Annotated in this window: 12 protein-coding genes, 2 tRNA genes and 1 pseudogene; 4 read left to right on the top strand and 11 right to left on the bottom strand. The window is 48.8% G+C overall.

Translation table 11 applies throughout. The annotated features are described in order from the left end of the window. Window positions 1-78: 78 nt before the first annotated feature. Complete coding sequence (purB, locus tag CIL02_RS06150; protein ID WP_094399960.1) at window positions 79-1,425, bottom strand: adenylosuccinate lyase; 1,347 nt, start codon at window positions 1,423-1,425, stop codon at window positions 79-81. Between the two features lie 227 nt (window positions 1,426-1,652). Beyond that, a tRNA-Val gene (locus tag CIL02_RS06155) sits at window positions 1,653-1,727 on the bottom strand. A 281-nt stretch (window positions 1,728-2,008) separates the two neighbouring features. Here CIL02_RS06155 and CIL02_RS06160 point away from each other — a divergent pair. Genes CIL02_RS06160 through CIL02_RS06170 form a run of 3 tightly spaced genes read left to right on the top strand, consistent with a single transcriptional unit; the run spans window position 2,009 to window position 5,554 of the window. Continuing rightward, window positions 2,009-2,503, top strand: a complete 495-nt coding sequence (locus CIL02_RS06160; RefSeq protein ID WP_371589068.1) for a LexA family protein — start codon at window positions 2,009-2,011, stop codon at window positions 2,501-2,503. 54 nt (window positions 2,504-2,557) lie between these two features. Then, entirely contained in the window at window positions 2,558-3,853 is a 1,296-nt protein-coding gene (locus CIL02_RS06165; RefSeq protein ID WP_094399962.1) for a Y-family DNA polymerase, read from the top strand. 39 nt (window positions 3,854-3,892) lie between these two features. After that, the gene (locus CIL02_RS06170) at window positions 3,893-5,554 is read left to right on the top strand and encodes an alpha-L-fucosidase (protein WP_094399965.1); all 1,662 of its coding nucleotides are present in this window, start codon (window positions 3,893-3,895) and stop codon (window positions 5,552-5,554) included. Window positions 5,555-5,654: 100 nt separating this feature from the next. Here CIL02_RS06170 and CIL02_RS06175 read toward each other — a convergent pair whose 3' ends face one another. From CIL02_RS06175 to CIL02_RS06195, 5 genes and pseudogenes are all read right to left on the bottom strand, one after another. Further along, window positions 5,655-7,538: a glycoside hydrolase family 97 protein gene (locus CIL02_RS06175; RefSeq protein ID WP_094399969.1), complete on the bottom strand. Its 1,884-nt coding sequence runs from the start codon at window positions 7,536-7,538 to the stop codon at window positions 5,655-5,657. A gap of 270 nt (window positions 7,539-7,808) precedes the next feature. After that, window positions 7,809-9,194, bottom strand: coding sequence for a DUF5723 family protein (locus CIL02_RS06180; RefSeq protein WP_094399973.1), 1,386 nt, complete (start codon window positions 9,192-9,194; stop codon window positions 7,809-7,811). Between the two features lie 39 nt (window positions 9,195-9,233). Continuing rightward, on the bottom strand, window positions 9,234-11,003 hold the full coding sequence (locus CIL02_RS06185; RefSeq protein WP_094399975.1) for a hypothetical protein: 1,770 nt from the start codon (window positions 11,001-11,003) through the stop codon (window positions 9,234-9,236). A 167-nt stretch (window positions 11,004-11,170) separates the two neighbouring features. Next, window positions 11,171-11,494: pseudogene (locus CIL02_RS16675) on the bottom strand (hypothetical protein); the annotation flags it as partial. A gap of 103 nt (window positions 11,495-11,597) precedes the next feature. Beyond that, window positions 11,598-12,056 carry a hypothetical protein gene (locus CIL02_RS06195; protein ID WP_094399977.1) on the bottom strand — a complete coding sequence of 153 codons (459 nt, stop codon included), beginning with the start codon at window positions 12,054-12,056 and terminating at the stop codon, window positions 11,598-11,600. A gap of 97 nt (window positions 12,057-12,153) precedes the next feature. On the opposite strand from CIL02_RS06195, the gene CIL02_RS06200 reads away from it, so the two are divergent. Beyond that, a complete protein-coding gene (locus tag CIL02_RS06200) occupies window positions 12,154-12,345 on the top strand; it encodes a hypothetical protein (RefSeq protein WP_094399979.1) in 192 nt (63 codons plus the stop codon). Here the strand turns inward: CIL02_RS06200 and CIL02_RS06205 are convergent. The 4 genes from CIL02_RS06205 to mutL all read right to left on the bottom strand — a co-directional run bounded on the left by CIL02_RS06205 (window position 12,324) and on the right by mutL (window position 16,834). Next, window positions 12,324-12,851 (bottom strand): gamma carbonic anhydrase family protein, encoded by a 528-nt coding sequence (locus CIL02_RS06205; protein WP_094399981.1) that lies wholly within the window; start codon window positions 12,849-12,851, stop codon window positions 12,324-12,326. The genes CIL02_RS06200 and CIL02_RS06205 overlap by 22 nt on opposite strands. A gap of 119 nt (window positions 12,852-12,970) precedes the next feature. After that, window positions 12,971-13,045: transfer RNA gene (locus CIL02_RS06210), tRNA-Val, on the bottom strand. A 581-nt stretch (window positions 13,046-13,626) separates the two neighbouring features. After that, window positions 13,627-14,796 (bottom strand): OmpA family protein, encoded by a 1,170-nt coding sequence (locus tag CIL02_RS06220; RefSeq protein WP_094399986.1) that lies wholly within the window; start codon window positions 14,794-14,796, stop codon window positions 13,627-13,629. A 172-nt stretch (window positions 14,797-14,968) separates the two neighbouring features. Beyond that, window positions 14,969-16,834 carry a DNA mismatch repair endonuclease MutL gene (gene mutL, locus CIL02_RS06225; protein WP_094399988.1) on the bottom strand — a complete coding sequence of 622 codons (1,866 nt, stop codon included), beginning with the start codon at window positions 16,832-16,834 and terminating at the stop codon, window positions 14,969-14,971. Window positions 16,835-16,859: the final 25 nt, after the last annotated feature.

A 16,859-nucleotide genomic window follows, 5' to 3' on the forward strand; every position in this document is an offset into this window, starting at 1 on the left:
CTTTTAATTTATTAGCCTCACGGCCAGGGGTTAGTAAAAAAATATTTGTAGTGTTATAGTCAAAACCTCACACCATAATTATATTCCTGTATAGTTGCTTGGTGTGATGGCCATTATTTCTGCTTTGACGCTATCGCTGACATTGAGAGTTCTCACAAACTCATGGATGGTCTGTTCTGTCATCTTGGCATTGGTACGCGTAAGAGCCTTCAGGGCCTCGTATGGGTGCGGGTAGGCTTCCCTTCTGAGGATTGTCTGTATGGCCTCGGCTACAACTGCCCATGTATTGTCGAGGTCTTCCTGCAGCTTCTCCTCGTTGAGGATGAGCTTGCGAAGTCCCTTCAGGGTGCTCTGTATAGCTATGAGCCCGTGTCCGAGTGGCACGCCAACATTCCTGAGCACCGTGGAGTCGGTAAGGTCTCTCTGCAAGCGGCTTACGGGCAGCTTCTGTGCGAGGAACTGCAGTATGGCGTTTGCTATGCCGAGGTTGCCCTCGCTGTTCTCGAAGTCGATGGGGTTCACCTTGTGGGGCATGGCGCTCGAGCCTACCTCCCCGGCCTTAATCTTCTGCTTGAAATACTCCATGGAGATATACATCCAGAAGTCGCGGTCAAGGTCGATGATGATGGTGTTGATGCGTCTGATGGCATCAAACACACCACCCAGATGGTCGTAGTTGCTGATTTGTGTGGTATACTGCTCCCTTTGCAGTCCGAGCTTCTCGCTTACGAACCTGTTGCCGAAAGCCTTCCAGTCGTATTCGGGATAAGCGACATGGTGTGCGTTGTAGTTGCCCGTAGCACCTCCAAACTTGGCTGTCATCTTGCATGCCTTCAGGGCATCCAGCTGCTCGGACAAGCGATACACAAACACCATCACCTCCTTGCCAAGCCGAGTGGGCGATGCAGGCTGTCCGTGTGTCTTTGCCAGCATAGGCACGTCAGCCCACTGCTCAGCATACTCACGAAGCTGCGCTATAAGCTCTTCTACCGCCGGCACATACACTTCCTCCAAAGCCTCCTTTACAGACAAGGGGACGCTGGTGTTGTTGATGTCCTGTGACGTAAGGCCAAAGTGTATGAACTCCTTGTATGCGTCAAGGCCGCCAATCTTGTCAAACTCCTCCTTGATGAAGTATTCCACGGCCTTAACATCATGGTTGGTCACCTTCTCTATGTCCTTTACCCTTTGGGCTGACGTCTCGTCAAAGCTACGGTAAATGTCACGAAGGCTCTCGAAAAGACCTTTGTCGAAAGATGCAAGCTGCGGCAATGGCAACTCGCATAAAGTGATAAAATACTCTATTTCTACCCTGATACGATAGCGGATAAGTGCAAATTCAGAAAAATAGCCTGCCAAAGGCTCTGTCTTACTCCTGTAACGCCCATCTATCGGCGAGATGGCTGTCAGCAAATCAAGATTCATATTATAATACGTATTATTGTGGCTGCAAAGTTAAACATTTTGTGCGAAACATGACATTCGTAAACATATAAAATATCTAAAAAGCATATCACGCACGTCATCACGACGGCTCTCACGTGTACAAGACACCTAAATATTTATATATATGGTCACGCCAGCACCAGTCTTAACCAGTAAGGTGTGAAAATATAATCCCTGCATCCGGTATGAATGCAGGGATTTGAATGTGGGCGTTGACGGATTCGAACCGCCGACCCTCTGCTTGTAAGGCAGATGCTCTAAACCAGCTGAGCTAAACGCCCGTCGTTTGATTTGCGGGTGCAAAGGTAGAATTATTTTTTCAATCCACAAAGAAAACATCTGGAAAATTTGTTTTCTTTAACAATTGCACAAACAAAATGCAACTACCCAGCCATCATTACAGCTTCAGTAGTTATCGGCTGACAGATCCTACCATTTTCATTATACATACGCGGGCCTATGAAGGTATTTCTTTTTATTGCAGTTTTTTCAGACTGTGACCATGATTTATACAACATGTCGTGCAACAAATTCAGGAAAACGTTGTACCTTTGCCATGTGAATGGCTTGCGAAACGCCAAGACAGGGAATACGGGCAAGCATAAAGACAAACGAGAACATGGGCAACATCAAGATACTATCGGGAACGTTCGAGACAAAGCTGGAACTGGAACATGCCGCCGTGGTGGCAGGCTTCCCGTCGCCAGCCGATGACTACAAGCACGACAGGCTCGACTTCAACAGGGACTATATCAGACATCCCGAAGCTTCGTTCTACGGCGACGTGGACGGAGACTCGATGAAAGATGCCGGCATATTCGACGGCGACAGGGTAATTATCGACAGGGCGGTGGAGGCTCACGACGGCTCTATTGTCGTAGCATTCTGGAACGGCGAGTTCACAATGAAATACCTCGACCTTACACACAAGAAGGACGGTTACATAGAGCTCAGGCCTGCCAACGCCAACTACCCGACATTCCGCGTGGAGGCTGGAGACAACTTCGAGGTGTGGGGAGTAGTGATACATCTTATCCGCACGTTCGAGAAAATATAGGGACACCCTGAAGGCCATTGATTTCCACCACTTACAACATTCTATACAACCATTATGTACGCCATCATCGACTGCGACAACTGCTACGTTAGCTGCGAGCGCGTTTTCCGTCCAGACCTGGAGGGAAAGCCAGTTGTCGTACTGTCAAACAACGACGGCTGCGTGGTGGCACGCTCAAACGAGGCCAAGGCTATGGGGATAAAGGCCGGAACACCATATTACCAGCTTGCACAGCTGTTTCCCAACCAGAAGATTGCAGTCTTCTCCTCCAACTACGAGCTGTATGGCGAGATGACTGGCCGCGTGGTGGACATCATACGCGAGGAGGCACCAGCCTATTTCCGATACAGCATCGACGAGTGCTTCGTAAGGCTTCACGGCATGGAGACCGCAGGGCTGAAGGCATGGGGAGAGAGCCTGCACAAGAAAATCAGGAAGTGGGTGGGCATGCCCGTAAGCATAGGCATAGCACCGAACAAAACCCTCGCCAAGGTGGCAAGCCACTTCGCCAAGAAAGTGGCGGGATATAACCACTGCTGCATCATAGACAATGACGCGCGCCGCACAAAGGCCCTACAGCTATACCCTGTGGACGAGGTGTGGGGCATAGGCAGGAAATATGCCGCAAGACTGAATGCACTCGGCATAGCATCGGCATACGATTTTGCCGCAGCGCCAGGCGAATGGGTGAAGGCGACATTCAACAACATCGTCATCTACCGTACGTGGGAGGAGCTGAACGGCAAGGACAGAGTGCCCGACGAGGAATATGCCAAGAAGAAGAGCATCTGCACAAGCAGGAGCTTCAACGGTATGGTCTCCGACATAAGCGTTCTAAGCACGCATGTTGCCAACTACGCCTCACGCTGCGCGGAGAAACTGCGTGCGCAGCGCACCGTTGCGTCTACTGTTGGAGTATTCATCAACACCAATGCCTTCCGCGAGGACCTGGCACAATACTGGAATTTCCGCGAGGTGAGGCTTCTAACACCATCGAGCTCCACGCAAACCATTGTACACGCAGCCAACGAGGCACTCTGCGCCATCTTCAGACAAGGGTTCCAATACAAGAAAGCCGGGGTCATCGTGATGGGGATTGCCCCAGACAGTCCTGTCCAGCAGAACCTCTTCGACATAGGTCCCGACAAATACCAGAAGCTGAAAGCACTCGACGAGGCTCTTGACCGCATCAACAGGATTTACGGCAGCGAGACCATAGTGCTCGGTGCCCAGCAATACACCAAACAAGACGGCATTGGCAAAGCTGATGTCTTCGCCAATGCAATAAAGCATGACTTCAGGAGCCCTAACCCCACAACGAGATGGAGCGATATCATCAAGCTGGTTTGAGGCGGGCCGGGCAGGTCTATTTTAGCAACTATATAACCTATGAGAATTAAAACATTGTTAATTGCAGCCGCTACGGTATCAGCGGTATGCGCGCAAGAGTTCAAGGTTCCGGTATCAGAAGACTGCGAACCAATGCAGAAGGGAGACTTCGAACCTACGTGGGAGTCGCTTCGGAAGTATGAAACACCACAATGGTTCCGTGATGCGAAGTTCGGCATCTGGGCACACTGGGGACCGCAATGCGTGGAAGGGTCTGGCGACTGGATGGCCAGGGAGATGTACATGGAAGGCACCAACAAGTCCAACTACCACCGCCAGCACTACGGACATCCTTCGGAAGTGGGGTTCAAGGACATACTGCCGCTATTCAAGGCTGAGAACTGGAACCCCGAGGAGCTGGTACGCTTCTATGCCGAGGAATGCGGAGCACAATATTTCTTCGCACTGGGCAACCATCATGACAACTTCGACCTCTGGGACAGCAAGTACCACGAATGGAACTCCATGGCCATAGGACCACACAAGGACATACTCGACGGATGGGCAAAAGCGGCACGCAAGGCAGGGTTGCCATTCGGAATTTCCTTCCATGCCGACCACGCATGGACATGGTACGAGCCAAGCAGGCGCTTCGACCTCAAGGGCGAGAAACGCGGTGTGAAATACGACGGATGGCTGACCAAGGAAGACGGATACAAGCCCAATGCCGACGGCACGGAGAAATGGTGGAAGGGGCTTGACCCTCAAAAACTGTACGCACAGAACCACGACCTTAGCGACGGCACATGGGACAACAACAGCATACACGGCCAGTGGGGATGGGGGAACGGAGCATGCACACCCACAAGGGAGTATGTGTCAAACTTCTACAACCGTACACTCGACGCCATCAACAGGTACAACCCCGACCTTATATACTTCGACGTAACGGTTCTGCCATTCTACCCTCTCAGCGACGCCGGACTGAAAATAGCGGCACACATGTACAACCGCAGCATCAGCACGCACAAGGGCAACAACAACGCAGTGGTGTTTGGAAAAATACTGACTGAGGAAATGAAGGAGGCTCTCGTCTGGGACGTGGAGCGTGGAGCACCAAACAAAATCATGGACAGACCATGGCAATGCTGCAACTGCATCGGTGACTGGCACTACAACAACGGCATATACAACAGCAACAGATACAAGAGCGCGGCCACGGTGGCGAAGCTGCTCGTAGACATAGTATCAAAAAACGGCAACATGCTGCTCTCCATACCGCTGAGGGCTGACGGCACACCCGACGAGAAGGAGATTGCGATACTAAAGGAGTTTGGCAAGTGGATGAAGGTGAACAAGGAAAGCATCGTCGGCACACGCCCGTGGAAGATATTCGGTGAGGGACCGATTGCCGACAGCGACATCAAAATCAACGCCCAGGGTTTCAACGACGGACAATACTCCAAGGCTGGAGCCAAGGAAATAAGGTTCACACAGACCGACAAGCACCTGTATGTCACAGCACTCGCTTGGCCAGACAACGGCACCATCAGCGTAAAGGCCCTTGCCGAAGGTAGCCAGCTCTACGACGGGAAAATCAAGAAGGTAGAGCTTCTTGGCTACGGCAAGGTGAACTTCGACCGTACGACTGATGCCCTCACCATTACTCTGCCGGCACAGAAATGCAACGATATCATGCCCGTGCTAAGGATTTCAAAGTAGCAATATGTTTATCATGACACTTGGTATGTTCTGATACCTCTCATATAAAACGCCGTTTTGCGAGTGCAAAACGGCGTTTTATAGATCTGGACCAACCTGTCTATTTGACGGGTTTGAAATGTAGGGCCGCTCCACCAGAGGGCTGGAGCGTCAGCACTATCGGTTTGCCGCTCCTTACGGTCTTACTGTCACATACCACCCGTTTCTTTCCTTCGGCTGCGGGGGCGTCATTATATATTTCCACAATGTACTTACCCTTGGGAAGGAAGTTGGTGGGGATGCTGACGATACGTTCCTTGGTATTGGTCATCGCACCCACGAACCAGTCGCTGCCCGAGCGCCTGGCCTGAACGATGTACTCACCGGGCTGGCCATCAAGGGCAATGCTCTGGTCGAACACCGTCGGACAGTCTTTCCAGAATTTCAGCTCCGCCGACTCCCATCCCGTGGGATAGGGATTGTCATACCAGAAGATGAACTGCAAGGGCGAGTAGTATACCGCCATCATAGCCAGCTGGTGCCCAGGTGTGTTCTTCACCCTGGAGTTGAAGTAACACAGCGTGTAGTCGGCTGCTCCACACAGGTAGCGGGTGAATGGCAGGGTGACATTATGTGTCGCATCAGGCATTTCCTCGTTGCCTGCTATGCCCTCCTGTGTGAGCAGGTGCGGATAAGTACGTGAGAGTCCCGTGGGACGGTATTCGTCATGGATGTCCACCATGATGTGATAGCGGGCGCATTTCTCAACAGCATCATGAAGCCATGTTGACCATTGCTGGTTGCCTATCTGCACGAAACCGAACTTGATGCCCTTGATGCCCCACTGCTGATACAAAGGCAGGAGGTCGTCGAGTTGATGGTAGAGCGCACGCTGGTTGACGTATACCCACACTCCGATGCCCTTGCTCCGGGCATACTGGCATATCTCGGGCATGGTGAAGTCGCGCTGTGCGCTCACTCTGCGCGCGTCGCTGCCAACTTTTCCCTCAGGGCCATACCATCCGGCATCCAGCTCTACGTATGGAATGCCGAAATCTGCACAGAAGTCTACGCTCTTCATAATGGAAGCCTTGTCAAGCCGGCAACAACGGAACCCCTTGGCCGGGCGCACCCACGACCAGTCGCCCTGGGCACGTTCCTTATTGAGGCAGAGCACTATGTCCTTGTTGTTGATGAGGTCGACGGCCTTCTCGCCTGCCATGACAACACGCCAGGGTGTGTCGTAGGGAGAGATGATGTCGGCACAACTGTACATAGAGACCTGCAGCTCGTTGTCCTTCTTCAGCCGGAATTTCCCTCGCGTATAGTCCCTCATGGCAGCCTCAAGCAGGGCAACGTATGTGCCATCGGGCTGCTGGAGGAGCAGCGGACGCTCACTCTCGAACCAATCTCCCTTGAGCGGGCGTTTCTCGTAGTGTCCCTGCGCCCACTCCTCGTACCATGCCACTGTTCCCTCGGGCATGGTGAAACTTGTCTGTTCGCCCGTGACATGCAGGAAGAGGCTGTTGGCAGTCTCTGGGAAATGATAGCGGAAGGCTATGCCCTCATTGTAGGCACGTACTACTATATCCATGGCGTAGTACTTGCGCTTGTCGTAGCCGCTGCTGACGCTGCCCTGCCCGCCATGGCCATTCTCGTAGTGCAGCACAATCTGGTGGTAGCGGTCACGTATCTGGCTGTTCTCGCCATAGAGGGGTGTCCAAATGGTGTCTACCCTCATGCTGTCGACCCCACTCAGCTTTAACGCCCCACTCCAGTCCTTGTGTTCTCCACGCGGCACGCCCAGCGCAGACTCGAACAGGCGGTTGTCGATGTCGACTCCCAAACGGCTCTTCTGAATAATAACTTTACTGTTGTAGGTCACGGAATAGGTCATACCCTCGACTTTGACAACATAGCGTCCGTCGGGCGACGTTACCTCTTGCGCCACAGAGAAAAGTGGCATGAACATCCACATAAGGATGAAAGAAAACGGAATTCTCATCGTTCAAAAAGTGTATATTTGCTAAATCGTAGTCTCAGTAACAAATGCTTCATACTAACAATAAATACGTTTCCCATAACATAAATACGCAATACAGGGGACAATAAAAATGTCAGTTTGAAGGTTTACCAGAATACAGGACAATAGTAAATATCCTCATACCGCTTATGACGGCTCAGTGGAAAAAGAAGCAACTACTTGAGATACATGAAAATCAGTTTAAAGAAAAAAGGATGATCAGGTTATGTCCTAATCATCCTTTTTTTATTATCATTTGAACGGGATGTTTATACCCATGCTGATGTTAGCCTTGCCAGAGAGCGGCAAGCCCTGTTTAGCCAGTTTGCCAAGCGTATGGTCCATGCCGAGGAAGAGGCTGCATCCATTAGGATGGAAGTTGAGCAGCCATCCCATGCTCGTACCATAGGTGTTGACAGAGAAGTTGGCTGATGCAGAGAAAATCTTGCATGGAGCCACATTGGCCGACAGGCGGAAGTCTGTCCAAGAATACTTTCCGGCGAAGCGAGTACTGTTCAGCAAGCCGAACGACATCTTATTGTAGAAGTCCGGTGTGTACTCTACGCCGAGATTCATTGTAGCGGCGAGAGCCTTTGTGCGGCCGCCCTGGTCTCCATTATCCTGGAGCTCGTAGAGGGCTGCGAGTCCTTCCGTGAAACGGTCCATCTCATTTTCAAAAGAGTGAGCCTCATCGTCATCAATGTTGAAGATGTAAGTGTCTGTATCAATGGTGCGGTCACCATTTGTAGACGCCATGAAATTGGTCTTCCACCCGATGAATCCAAGATCGAGGAGCGCAGCTGAGAATTTCCAGTTGTTATCATATTCGTACTCAGCACCGAGGTCTACGGCGAAACCAAAACCATTGACACCCCATGAGCTGTCGTCTATACCACTAACATATTCGTGCTCTGTCTCCTCACCCTCTGGACCACGCATTTTCTTTTCCATCTCAAACGTTAGGTCCTTGATGCTTGCCTGGAGATTGGCGTTAGTGACACCAGTCCATGAGTTCTCACCAAGAGTAATCTGTCCCTTTGTCACCTCGGCGTCAATGTTGGCTATACCAAGCAAGACCTTCAGCTTGGCACCCACACGCAGCTTATCAGTTATCTGACGGCTGTGGCCCAAGGCTATTTCCGCATAGCCAACAGCAGAGGCATTGAGGTCACTGATGTCGTATGTCTGATTTTGCACACCCTCCTTGGCAAGGCGCAGTATGGAACCAGGCAACTGGATTCCAAGTGACTGGCGCGCATTGATCTCAATGGTGTTATAGCCTCCGAAACCCTTAAAACCAGCTCCTAATATCTGAACCTTGAGGTCCTCGCTTATCTTGTTCTTGTCATTGATGCCGCTCAGAAACTCATCCGCACTCACATTGGGATTGAGGAACAGAGCCGTACGGCCATCCACGTTGAAAAGGATGTTGTCAACACCGATGTTGGAATTGAGTCCAACGTTGAGGTTACCCAATGCCGGCACTGCCACGTAGTTTTGCTCGTTGGCAAATGCAGGGTTAAGGTCGTGACGGTATTGATATCCATCAGTGAAATAACCTGACTTGAGGTTCTGGGCTGTTGCGGCAGATGCCATGCCGAGTGCTGCCACCGCAAGAAATATTCTATAGTTTTTCATAATGTTTCCTTGTTTTTAATTGACTGACTTGGTGGTAGCTTACAATTCGTCATCGTAGTATCCGCTGACTTTGGCCTTGAGGTCATTGATGATTAGCTTCATAGACGGAGCAAGTATAGTGTCACTTCCCTTGTTGACGAGGCGCGCTTCAATCTGTATGCCATCAAGCTCCTTTATCTCACCCTCGACCGTTAGGCTGACGGGAGCGTTTTGAGCCTTTGCGGGAATCTTCACTGTGTTTGATGTCACGCCAGCTATTGGCTTGCCAGTCTTGTTGATTGGCAACACCTTGAGCTCGACCTCAAATGGAACCTCTGTAGAGCCCAGGAAACTCAGGTCAAGTTTGCTGACAGTCATCTTGTCGAGTTCCTCATCGCCCCAACCATCTATAGTATCAACATATTTGATGGCTGAGCCATCATTAAGCTGGAGAGGGGCGTAGAAAGTGTAGTTGCCAACGACACGCGGAAGGTCGGTGCCAAGCTCGATACCATCTATGTCGGTCTTGTCAATTCGCGGCTCAGAGACATTGACATAGATCTTTGATGGCAGACCCTTGCCATTTACGTCGAGAACATCTGAGAGAGCGGAGAACTTCACCCATTGTGGATTGTCATAACCCTCGTAAGAGTCAGAAGGCTTTTCCGGCGAGAGCACGTAGGTATAACCAGTATTAGTGTCCTCTGTGCCAAATCTGCCGCCATCAAGTACAAACTCTTTTGAGTCGCCCTCCCTCTCGGACTTGAGGCTTATGCCTGCTCCAAGGTTCATCACCTGGCCCTGTGGGATGTACTTTTCAAGAGGATTGCTCAGAGTGAGGTAGAGTCTTGGGTCAGCAATACTGATGGATGTACCCTCCTGATTGATGAAGTCAGGGAGGTTGCTGATGTCAATTGGGTCGATCTTGATATCACCCACATTGTAAACTATTGAGCCCGTGAACTTGGTTACCTTGATGTCATCCATGGATGGAGTAACCTTGAAAGTCACCTGACTTGGCAGATTTTTGTCGACGTAGATGTTGACACGTCCTTCCTTAACAAAAATCTCATCCTCAAACTTCAACGTGTGTTGTGTTCCGTTGAATTCGATGTTCGGAGAGCTTGCGTCAAGGGCTGTCACATTCATTGTCACAGTTAACTCGCCGTTACTGTTAGGCACAAGTGGCTCGCTGAATTCCAGTACTCCCGAGGCACTGTCATATTTTCCCTTGTCTGTAGTAGCCACAAGCCCGGCAGGGTACTTTATCTTCAGTCCCTCTATCTTCATACCACCGAGAGCGTCGGCATTCAAACCTGTCACCTTAAGCTTGGTGACAATGCGTGTTGACACATCGAGCCTGTCAATGGAAACGATGGACTCATCGATACCGGAAGCCTCTGATGTTACTGTCGTAGGCTTGCTGGAGATGCTGTAGTAAGCTATAACGCCTCCGTCTTCTGGCAAATATCCCACAATCTCTCTGAGGTCTGTGAGGTCAAGCGTGCTGGTGACAGGAGAAACGTCTGGCCCGATAGCAGTAAACTTAGTGATGTGGATAGGGTTTGAGTCGAATGAGCCTCCCTTCTCTACAGCATAGATGAAAGAGCCGTCTTGCAGCCGGATCTTTTTCACCTCGCTGTCATCGTCGAGGTCAAGCACTTGGTCAAGATTGGCAGCTTCAATGTTCATTGGAATCACAAGATCCTTCACCTGTAGCCTTACATTTGTGTCGATGTCGCTAAGGTCATAGGCATTGTCTACACATGATGATGTTGCCAAAAGAACAGCAGTGGAAAGTCCTAAAAGCCAATAATGTTTGTTTTTCATTTCAGAAACGTTTGTTTAATGTTTTTTCGTTAAATAATTCGCAATGTTATTATTTGCCCTGCAAAATTAAACAAATTTTCCAAATTCAACAACAATATTGGGAAAAAAACACTACTGTCCCGTTAAAGTGGACTAATCGGTCTTTGAAATAATTGAATTACCGTCTTTTACGAGCAATTTTGGGAGTCAACGGTTTTGAACCCAAAAAGTAAGCCCCTCTTATCAAACAGACTCGGTTCAGGAGGTCTTTCCTTAGCCTCCTGAACCATTTTCGTCCAGTCTTTTTCGGGTTCTTCAAGGAAAGTGTAGCAGTTTACGTAATACATGAGCATTATTCTTATCATTGTAGCCAATCCCGAGAAACTCCATGTGCGTTTGATGCGCTTTTGTATGACCATGAGAAGGAAATTTGCTGTCAGGGTGACCCAAATTTGTATTTTGATGGCATTTAAAAACTCTCCATAGAAATACCTTAGGGGAAAGTTCTGTCTATATATCTACAGTTATCAGCGGGTTAACACATCTTGTAAATCATCTATGACCTTATGCTATAGCGTATCCTTCGACGAGTATGGGAACATGGTTAGGGTCTTTCTATTGAATCGTCTGATCAAACTTACCGTTACAATCTCGAACAACTATTTTTCGACGATATAACTTCTTCATGCGGATTTCATCCCATAAATGATTTTTAGCATCTTTCCATTTGATTAAGAAGAAATAGCAGGTATCGGTATTGTTGAATAGATAATTGCCATCTATGGTAAACAACGAGTCTGGATATACGATGTCACCTTGGACATCAATACCATTCCACAACGTCACCTTAGAAGGATAGAGGTCACTATCAATAGGCAAATATGCAGGTTGCAATAGACAATCCACACTATCAATCGTATCGTAGTGGGAGGCACCTATAAATAAGGTGTCATTCGTACGATTCGTGAAAATGGCGATAGTCCTTGAATCACATATAGGGATGCATGAAGAGACCAAACTAAGAATGATCGCAATATCACCTAACAAATTTCTATATTTCTTATCTATTTTCATATATTTTAGTAAGTGATTTAAATAGTGTTCACTGAATTAATAAAGGGGTATAGAGACTGTAAAATTTTAGCTTGTAGTTCCTGCCCCAAGATGATAATTGAAGCCAGAAGTCGATTTTCTCAAAAAGGCGAAGATAAAAGCCGGAGAAATACTGGCAAGAATTATCGATCCTTTCGACTGCGGAGTGAAAGAGGAAGTAAAAGCACCCGTTGACGGTACGATATTCTTCGTCACAAACAGCCCGCTGGTCCTTGAGCACACGCTCATCTACAGGCTAAGGGAGGACTGATCCTCTTCCATATACCACTTGGAATACTCCACGTAATGGCGGGCGAAATTCTCTGCCTGATTGGGCTTGGCATGCTTGATATACCTGGCCGGAACGCCTCCCCACAACTCGTGGGAACCAATTCTTGTATTCTGCAACACCAGTGCTCCTGCCGCCACAATGGCTCCCTCGCCAACCTCACAATTGTCGAGCAACGTTGCCCCCATGCCTACCAGCGCTCCATCGCGTATGGTACAGGCATGGACGGTGGCATTATGTCCAATGGTCACATCGCTGCCAATGATGGTTGGGCCTGTGGTATTGGTAACATGTACGCAGGCACCATCCTGAATATTTGTCCTGTTGCCAATCGTAATTGGAGCTACGTCACCACGGACAACGGCATTGAACCAAACTGAGCACTCTTCACCCATTGTCACATCGCCAACTATAGTGGCATTCTCGCTGAAATAACAGTCCCTACCCCATTTCGGAGTAAGACCTCTTATAGGTTTTATCAAAGCCATAACGGATAAGGATATTGTCTGAAGGAATAAAAGAATTCTTAGGAATGCTGAATTTTGCAGAAAAACGGAGGCATAAAAAAATCCCCCGGACTCCGAAGAATCACGGGGGAACACCCCTGTGGGCGTTGACGGATTCGAACCGCCGACCCTCTGCTTGTAAGGCAGATGCTCTAAACCAGCTGAGCTAAACGCCCTTTGTTCCGTATTGCGTGTGCAAAGGTACGCATATTATTCTGTTCCTCCAAATTTTCCAAAGACTTTTTTCACATTTGTAGCAAAAAAAACGCCTTTGTGGAAAAATCGTGCAGTTGACAACTGGTTATTGATTGACGAACATAAATAACCTTACAGGCAAGAGAGCCATACTTCCCGACTGGCTTAGTTAATTTTACGGTTCAGTAGAAATTTGCTGAGGGCTACAGTGATCCGTATGAAGAGTCTGTCCTCCCTTTTCTCTTATCCAGAATATGACTGAAAATTACAGTACCTGTTTTGCCCATCTCAGACGCAAAGCTTTGCAAGTGCCAACGCAAAGCTTTGCAACTGCCAACGCAAAGCTTTGCAACCCTCCACGCAAAGCTTTGCATCCGCCAACGCAAAGCTTTGCAATCGCTCCCGCAAAAAGATCTGCTGGAACAGGTGACTTCATTTATGAATCCCCTTCCCAATATTTTTCCACTGAGCAGATATTTTACACATGGCGACAGAAGAATATGCAAACAAAAAGGGTGCGCATCTCTGCGCACCCAAATATGCTTATCAGTATTAGCAGATATTAGTCTGTAATCTGAACAGTTGCACGACGGTTGAATGAGATTGGAGAAAGCTCATCAACACCACCCTTACCAACAGATGTGATCTTGTCGCGGCCTACGCCCATCTTAACAAGTTCCTCTGTAACGGTAGCAGCACGACCCTCAGAGAGCTTCTGGTTGATTGCAGGAGTACCAGTAGCGCTATCAGCATAACCAGTAACAGAGAGCTTGCAGTTGTTCTCCTTAGCGTACTTAGCAAGAGCCTGTACGTTTACGAGATCCTTCTGAGAAGCGATGTTTGTTCTGTTGATGTTGAAGAATACAGATACCGGAGTAGTGATAAACTCCTTAACAGCCTTCGGGGTCTCAACAGGCTTCTGGTTAGCCAGCATGTTCTTCAGGCGTGCGTTCTCAGCGTTAGCATCGTTGAGCTGTGCGTTGAGGGCATCGATCTGAGACTGTGCGAGAGCCTTGATAGCGTCAACATCTGGAGTCTTCTCCCATGTAGACTTGCCAAGGTTGAAGGTCAGACCAACTTCTGCATAGAGGTTGTTGTCCTTATCCTCCCATCCACGGTTAACGTGGCTGTCCTTCAGAGTGTTGCCATAAGCGCCGTCGAAGTCCTCCTCAAGACGGTTCCAGCCAGCCTCAACATAGATATTGGCATACTTGCAAAGACGCCAAGAAGACTGGAGACCAACGCTCAGCTGCATTGCGTAAAAATTATCATCGCAGTTACGAGAGATACCACCACCGAAGAAAGGAATTACATTCCATACGCGGGTTGGATTGTAACCGCAAAGCAAGTTGCTGAGGTTAAGCATTACCTGCTCGTTCAATGTCCAATAGTTGAACTTAGATGTTGGGTTCTGTGGACCTACCTGCTTGGCATTCCAAGCCTGCAGCTTGGTACGGAGACCGATACCAGGAGTAAACCACTTACCGAGAGCAATTGCGCCACCCCAAGAGGTACGGTCGCCAGCAAAGAGACCATAGTGGTCACCACCATCAAGGCCACGGCCATGCTCCTGGTCAGAAATCCAAGAATTGAAATCACCACCGACCTGAACGAACCAGTTACTCCAGAAAGAGTTTGTAGCTACGCTGTACTTCAGTACAGGGTCTGAGTCTTGTGCGGAAGCACCAAGCGAAACACCGGCAAAAGCCAATGCAATCAATAACTTTTTCATACTCTTATAAAATTAAATTTAAAAAAATCCATCAAAGATACACTATCGTGTAGCTATTTGGGGGCAAAGTTAGCATTTTTTTTTATAATTCGCCCCATTATTTTAAAAAAAATATCCTTTTTTATACTATTGAGCCTTATTTTTCATTTCTTTAGGGCATTATTTTGCTTATTCACGCAAAAAGTCGCTCTATTTCCAACTGTTTCAATATGCAGAGCACAGTCTTGCCATCAGGAGTGGTATTAGCATTGCTGCACATGAATAGCGAGTTGACGATATTCTCCATCTCGTCATTGCCCAACACTTCACCATGCGTAATGGCAGAAGCCCTTGCCATAGCCAAGGCGAGAGAGGCGTCGATGTCGGCCTTAGCAGACAATGTGCCCTCGGCAGCAGCATCCACCATGTCGAGGATAAGATTGACGGGGTTGATGCCGTCGAGTCCGGCAGGTATGCCGTTGATGGCAAAATTCCCATTTCCAAGATCAGACAAGTCAAAGCCTATGGCCTGCAGCTCGGGAGCCACCTTCTCATAGACAACACGTTGCGACTGACTAAGCTGGACAGTTTCTGGGAACAGGACTTTCTGTACTGTTGCAGTACGCGCAGAGACCTGCTGCAGATACTGCTCGTAAAGGATGCGGACGTGTGCCCGATGCTGATCGATTATCATTAGCCCCGACTTTACGGCCGTCATTATATATTTACCTTTATACTGATAATGAGACGGCGACTTATCTTCCACCAGAGAGTTGACTGCTACCGGCTCGTCGGATATCGTGTCTCCGAACAGCTTGCCCTGAGTGGGTGTTTCTTCCTTTTCAAGTCCCTGATAGAGCATTTCCCACTGGTCAGGTATTGAGGCGCGGCTATTTGCCTTCGACTCAATGGTCATCCCTGCGGCAGGTCTCTTTGGCGAAGAAGGTGTAGAGGCAAAAGGATTGTACTGAGGGTTGTAGTCTACGTCTGGCATCTCTGCAGATAACCCAGATGAGAATACCGGTATATCAGGCTTGCCCTGAGTGTCGAAATCAATCGTTGGCACGTCATTATAGTACCCGACGCTCTCCTTTACAGCTGCCGACAATATCTGCCATATAGCCTGCTCATTCTCAAATTTTATCTCGGTCTTGGTGGGATGGATGTTGACATCAATATCGTGCGGATCGACGGTAAAGAACAGGAAGTAAGGCACCTGCTCGCCCTGAGGAACGAGCCTCTCAAATGCAGCAGCAACAGCCTTGTTGAAATATGGATGCCGCATGTAGCGTCCGTTGACGAAGAAATACTGGTTGGGCATTTTTTTGCGTGAAGACTGGGGCTTGCCTACAAAACCTGATATCTTGCACACCGTTGTCTCAACATTCACGGGAAGCAAATCCTGATTGATTTTCTTTCCGAAGACATCGACTATCCTCTGCTTCATGCCGCAGGCACGGAGGTTCAATATCTCCACTCCATTACTGTACAAGGTGAAATGTATGTCGGGATAGACAAGTACTATGCGCTCAAATGCCGTCACGATGTTGTTGAGTTCCGTAGAATTGGACTTCAGGAACTTACGTCTTGCAGGAACATTATAGAACAGGTTGCTCACAAGGAAATTGCTGCCCACAGGACAGGAACATGGCTCCTGACCGGAAAACCTGCTTCCCGAAATAGACAGCGATGTTCCTATATCGTCTGTTTCCATACGGGTCTTCAAGTCGACCTGGGCAACGGCTGCAATGGAAGCCAGGGCCTCGCCACGGAATCCCATTGTGCGCAACTCAAACAGGTCGCCAGCCTGCCTGATCTTTGACGTAGCGTGCCTTTCAAACGACAGGCGGGCATCAGTCTCCGACATGCCCTTTCCATTGTCAATGACCTGTATTGACGTTCGTCCAGCATCAACGACAAGCACATCTATGCGGGTAGCTCCAGCATCAATGGCATTCTCGACAAGCTCCTTGATGACAGAGGCAGGCCGTTGTATGACCTCACCTGCCGCTATCTGGTTAGCCACAGAGTCGGGCAAAAGTTGTATAATATCACTCATAAGAATGGATTCTCTATTATTCTTT

Origin of the sequence: Prevotella sp. P3-122, assembly GCF_002251365.1 — a bacterium.
Lineage (GTDB): Bacteria > Bacteroidota > Bacteroidia > Bacteroidales > Bacteroidaceae > Prevotella.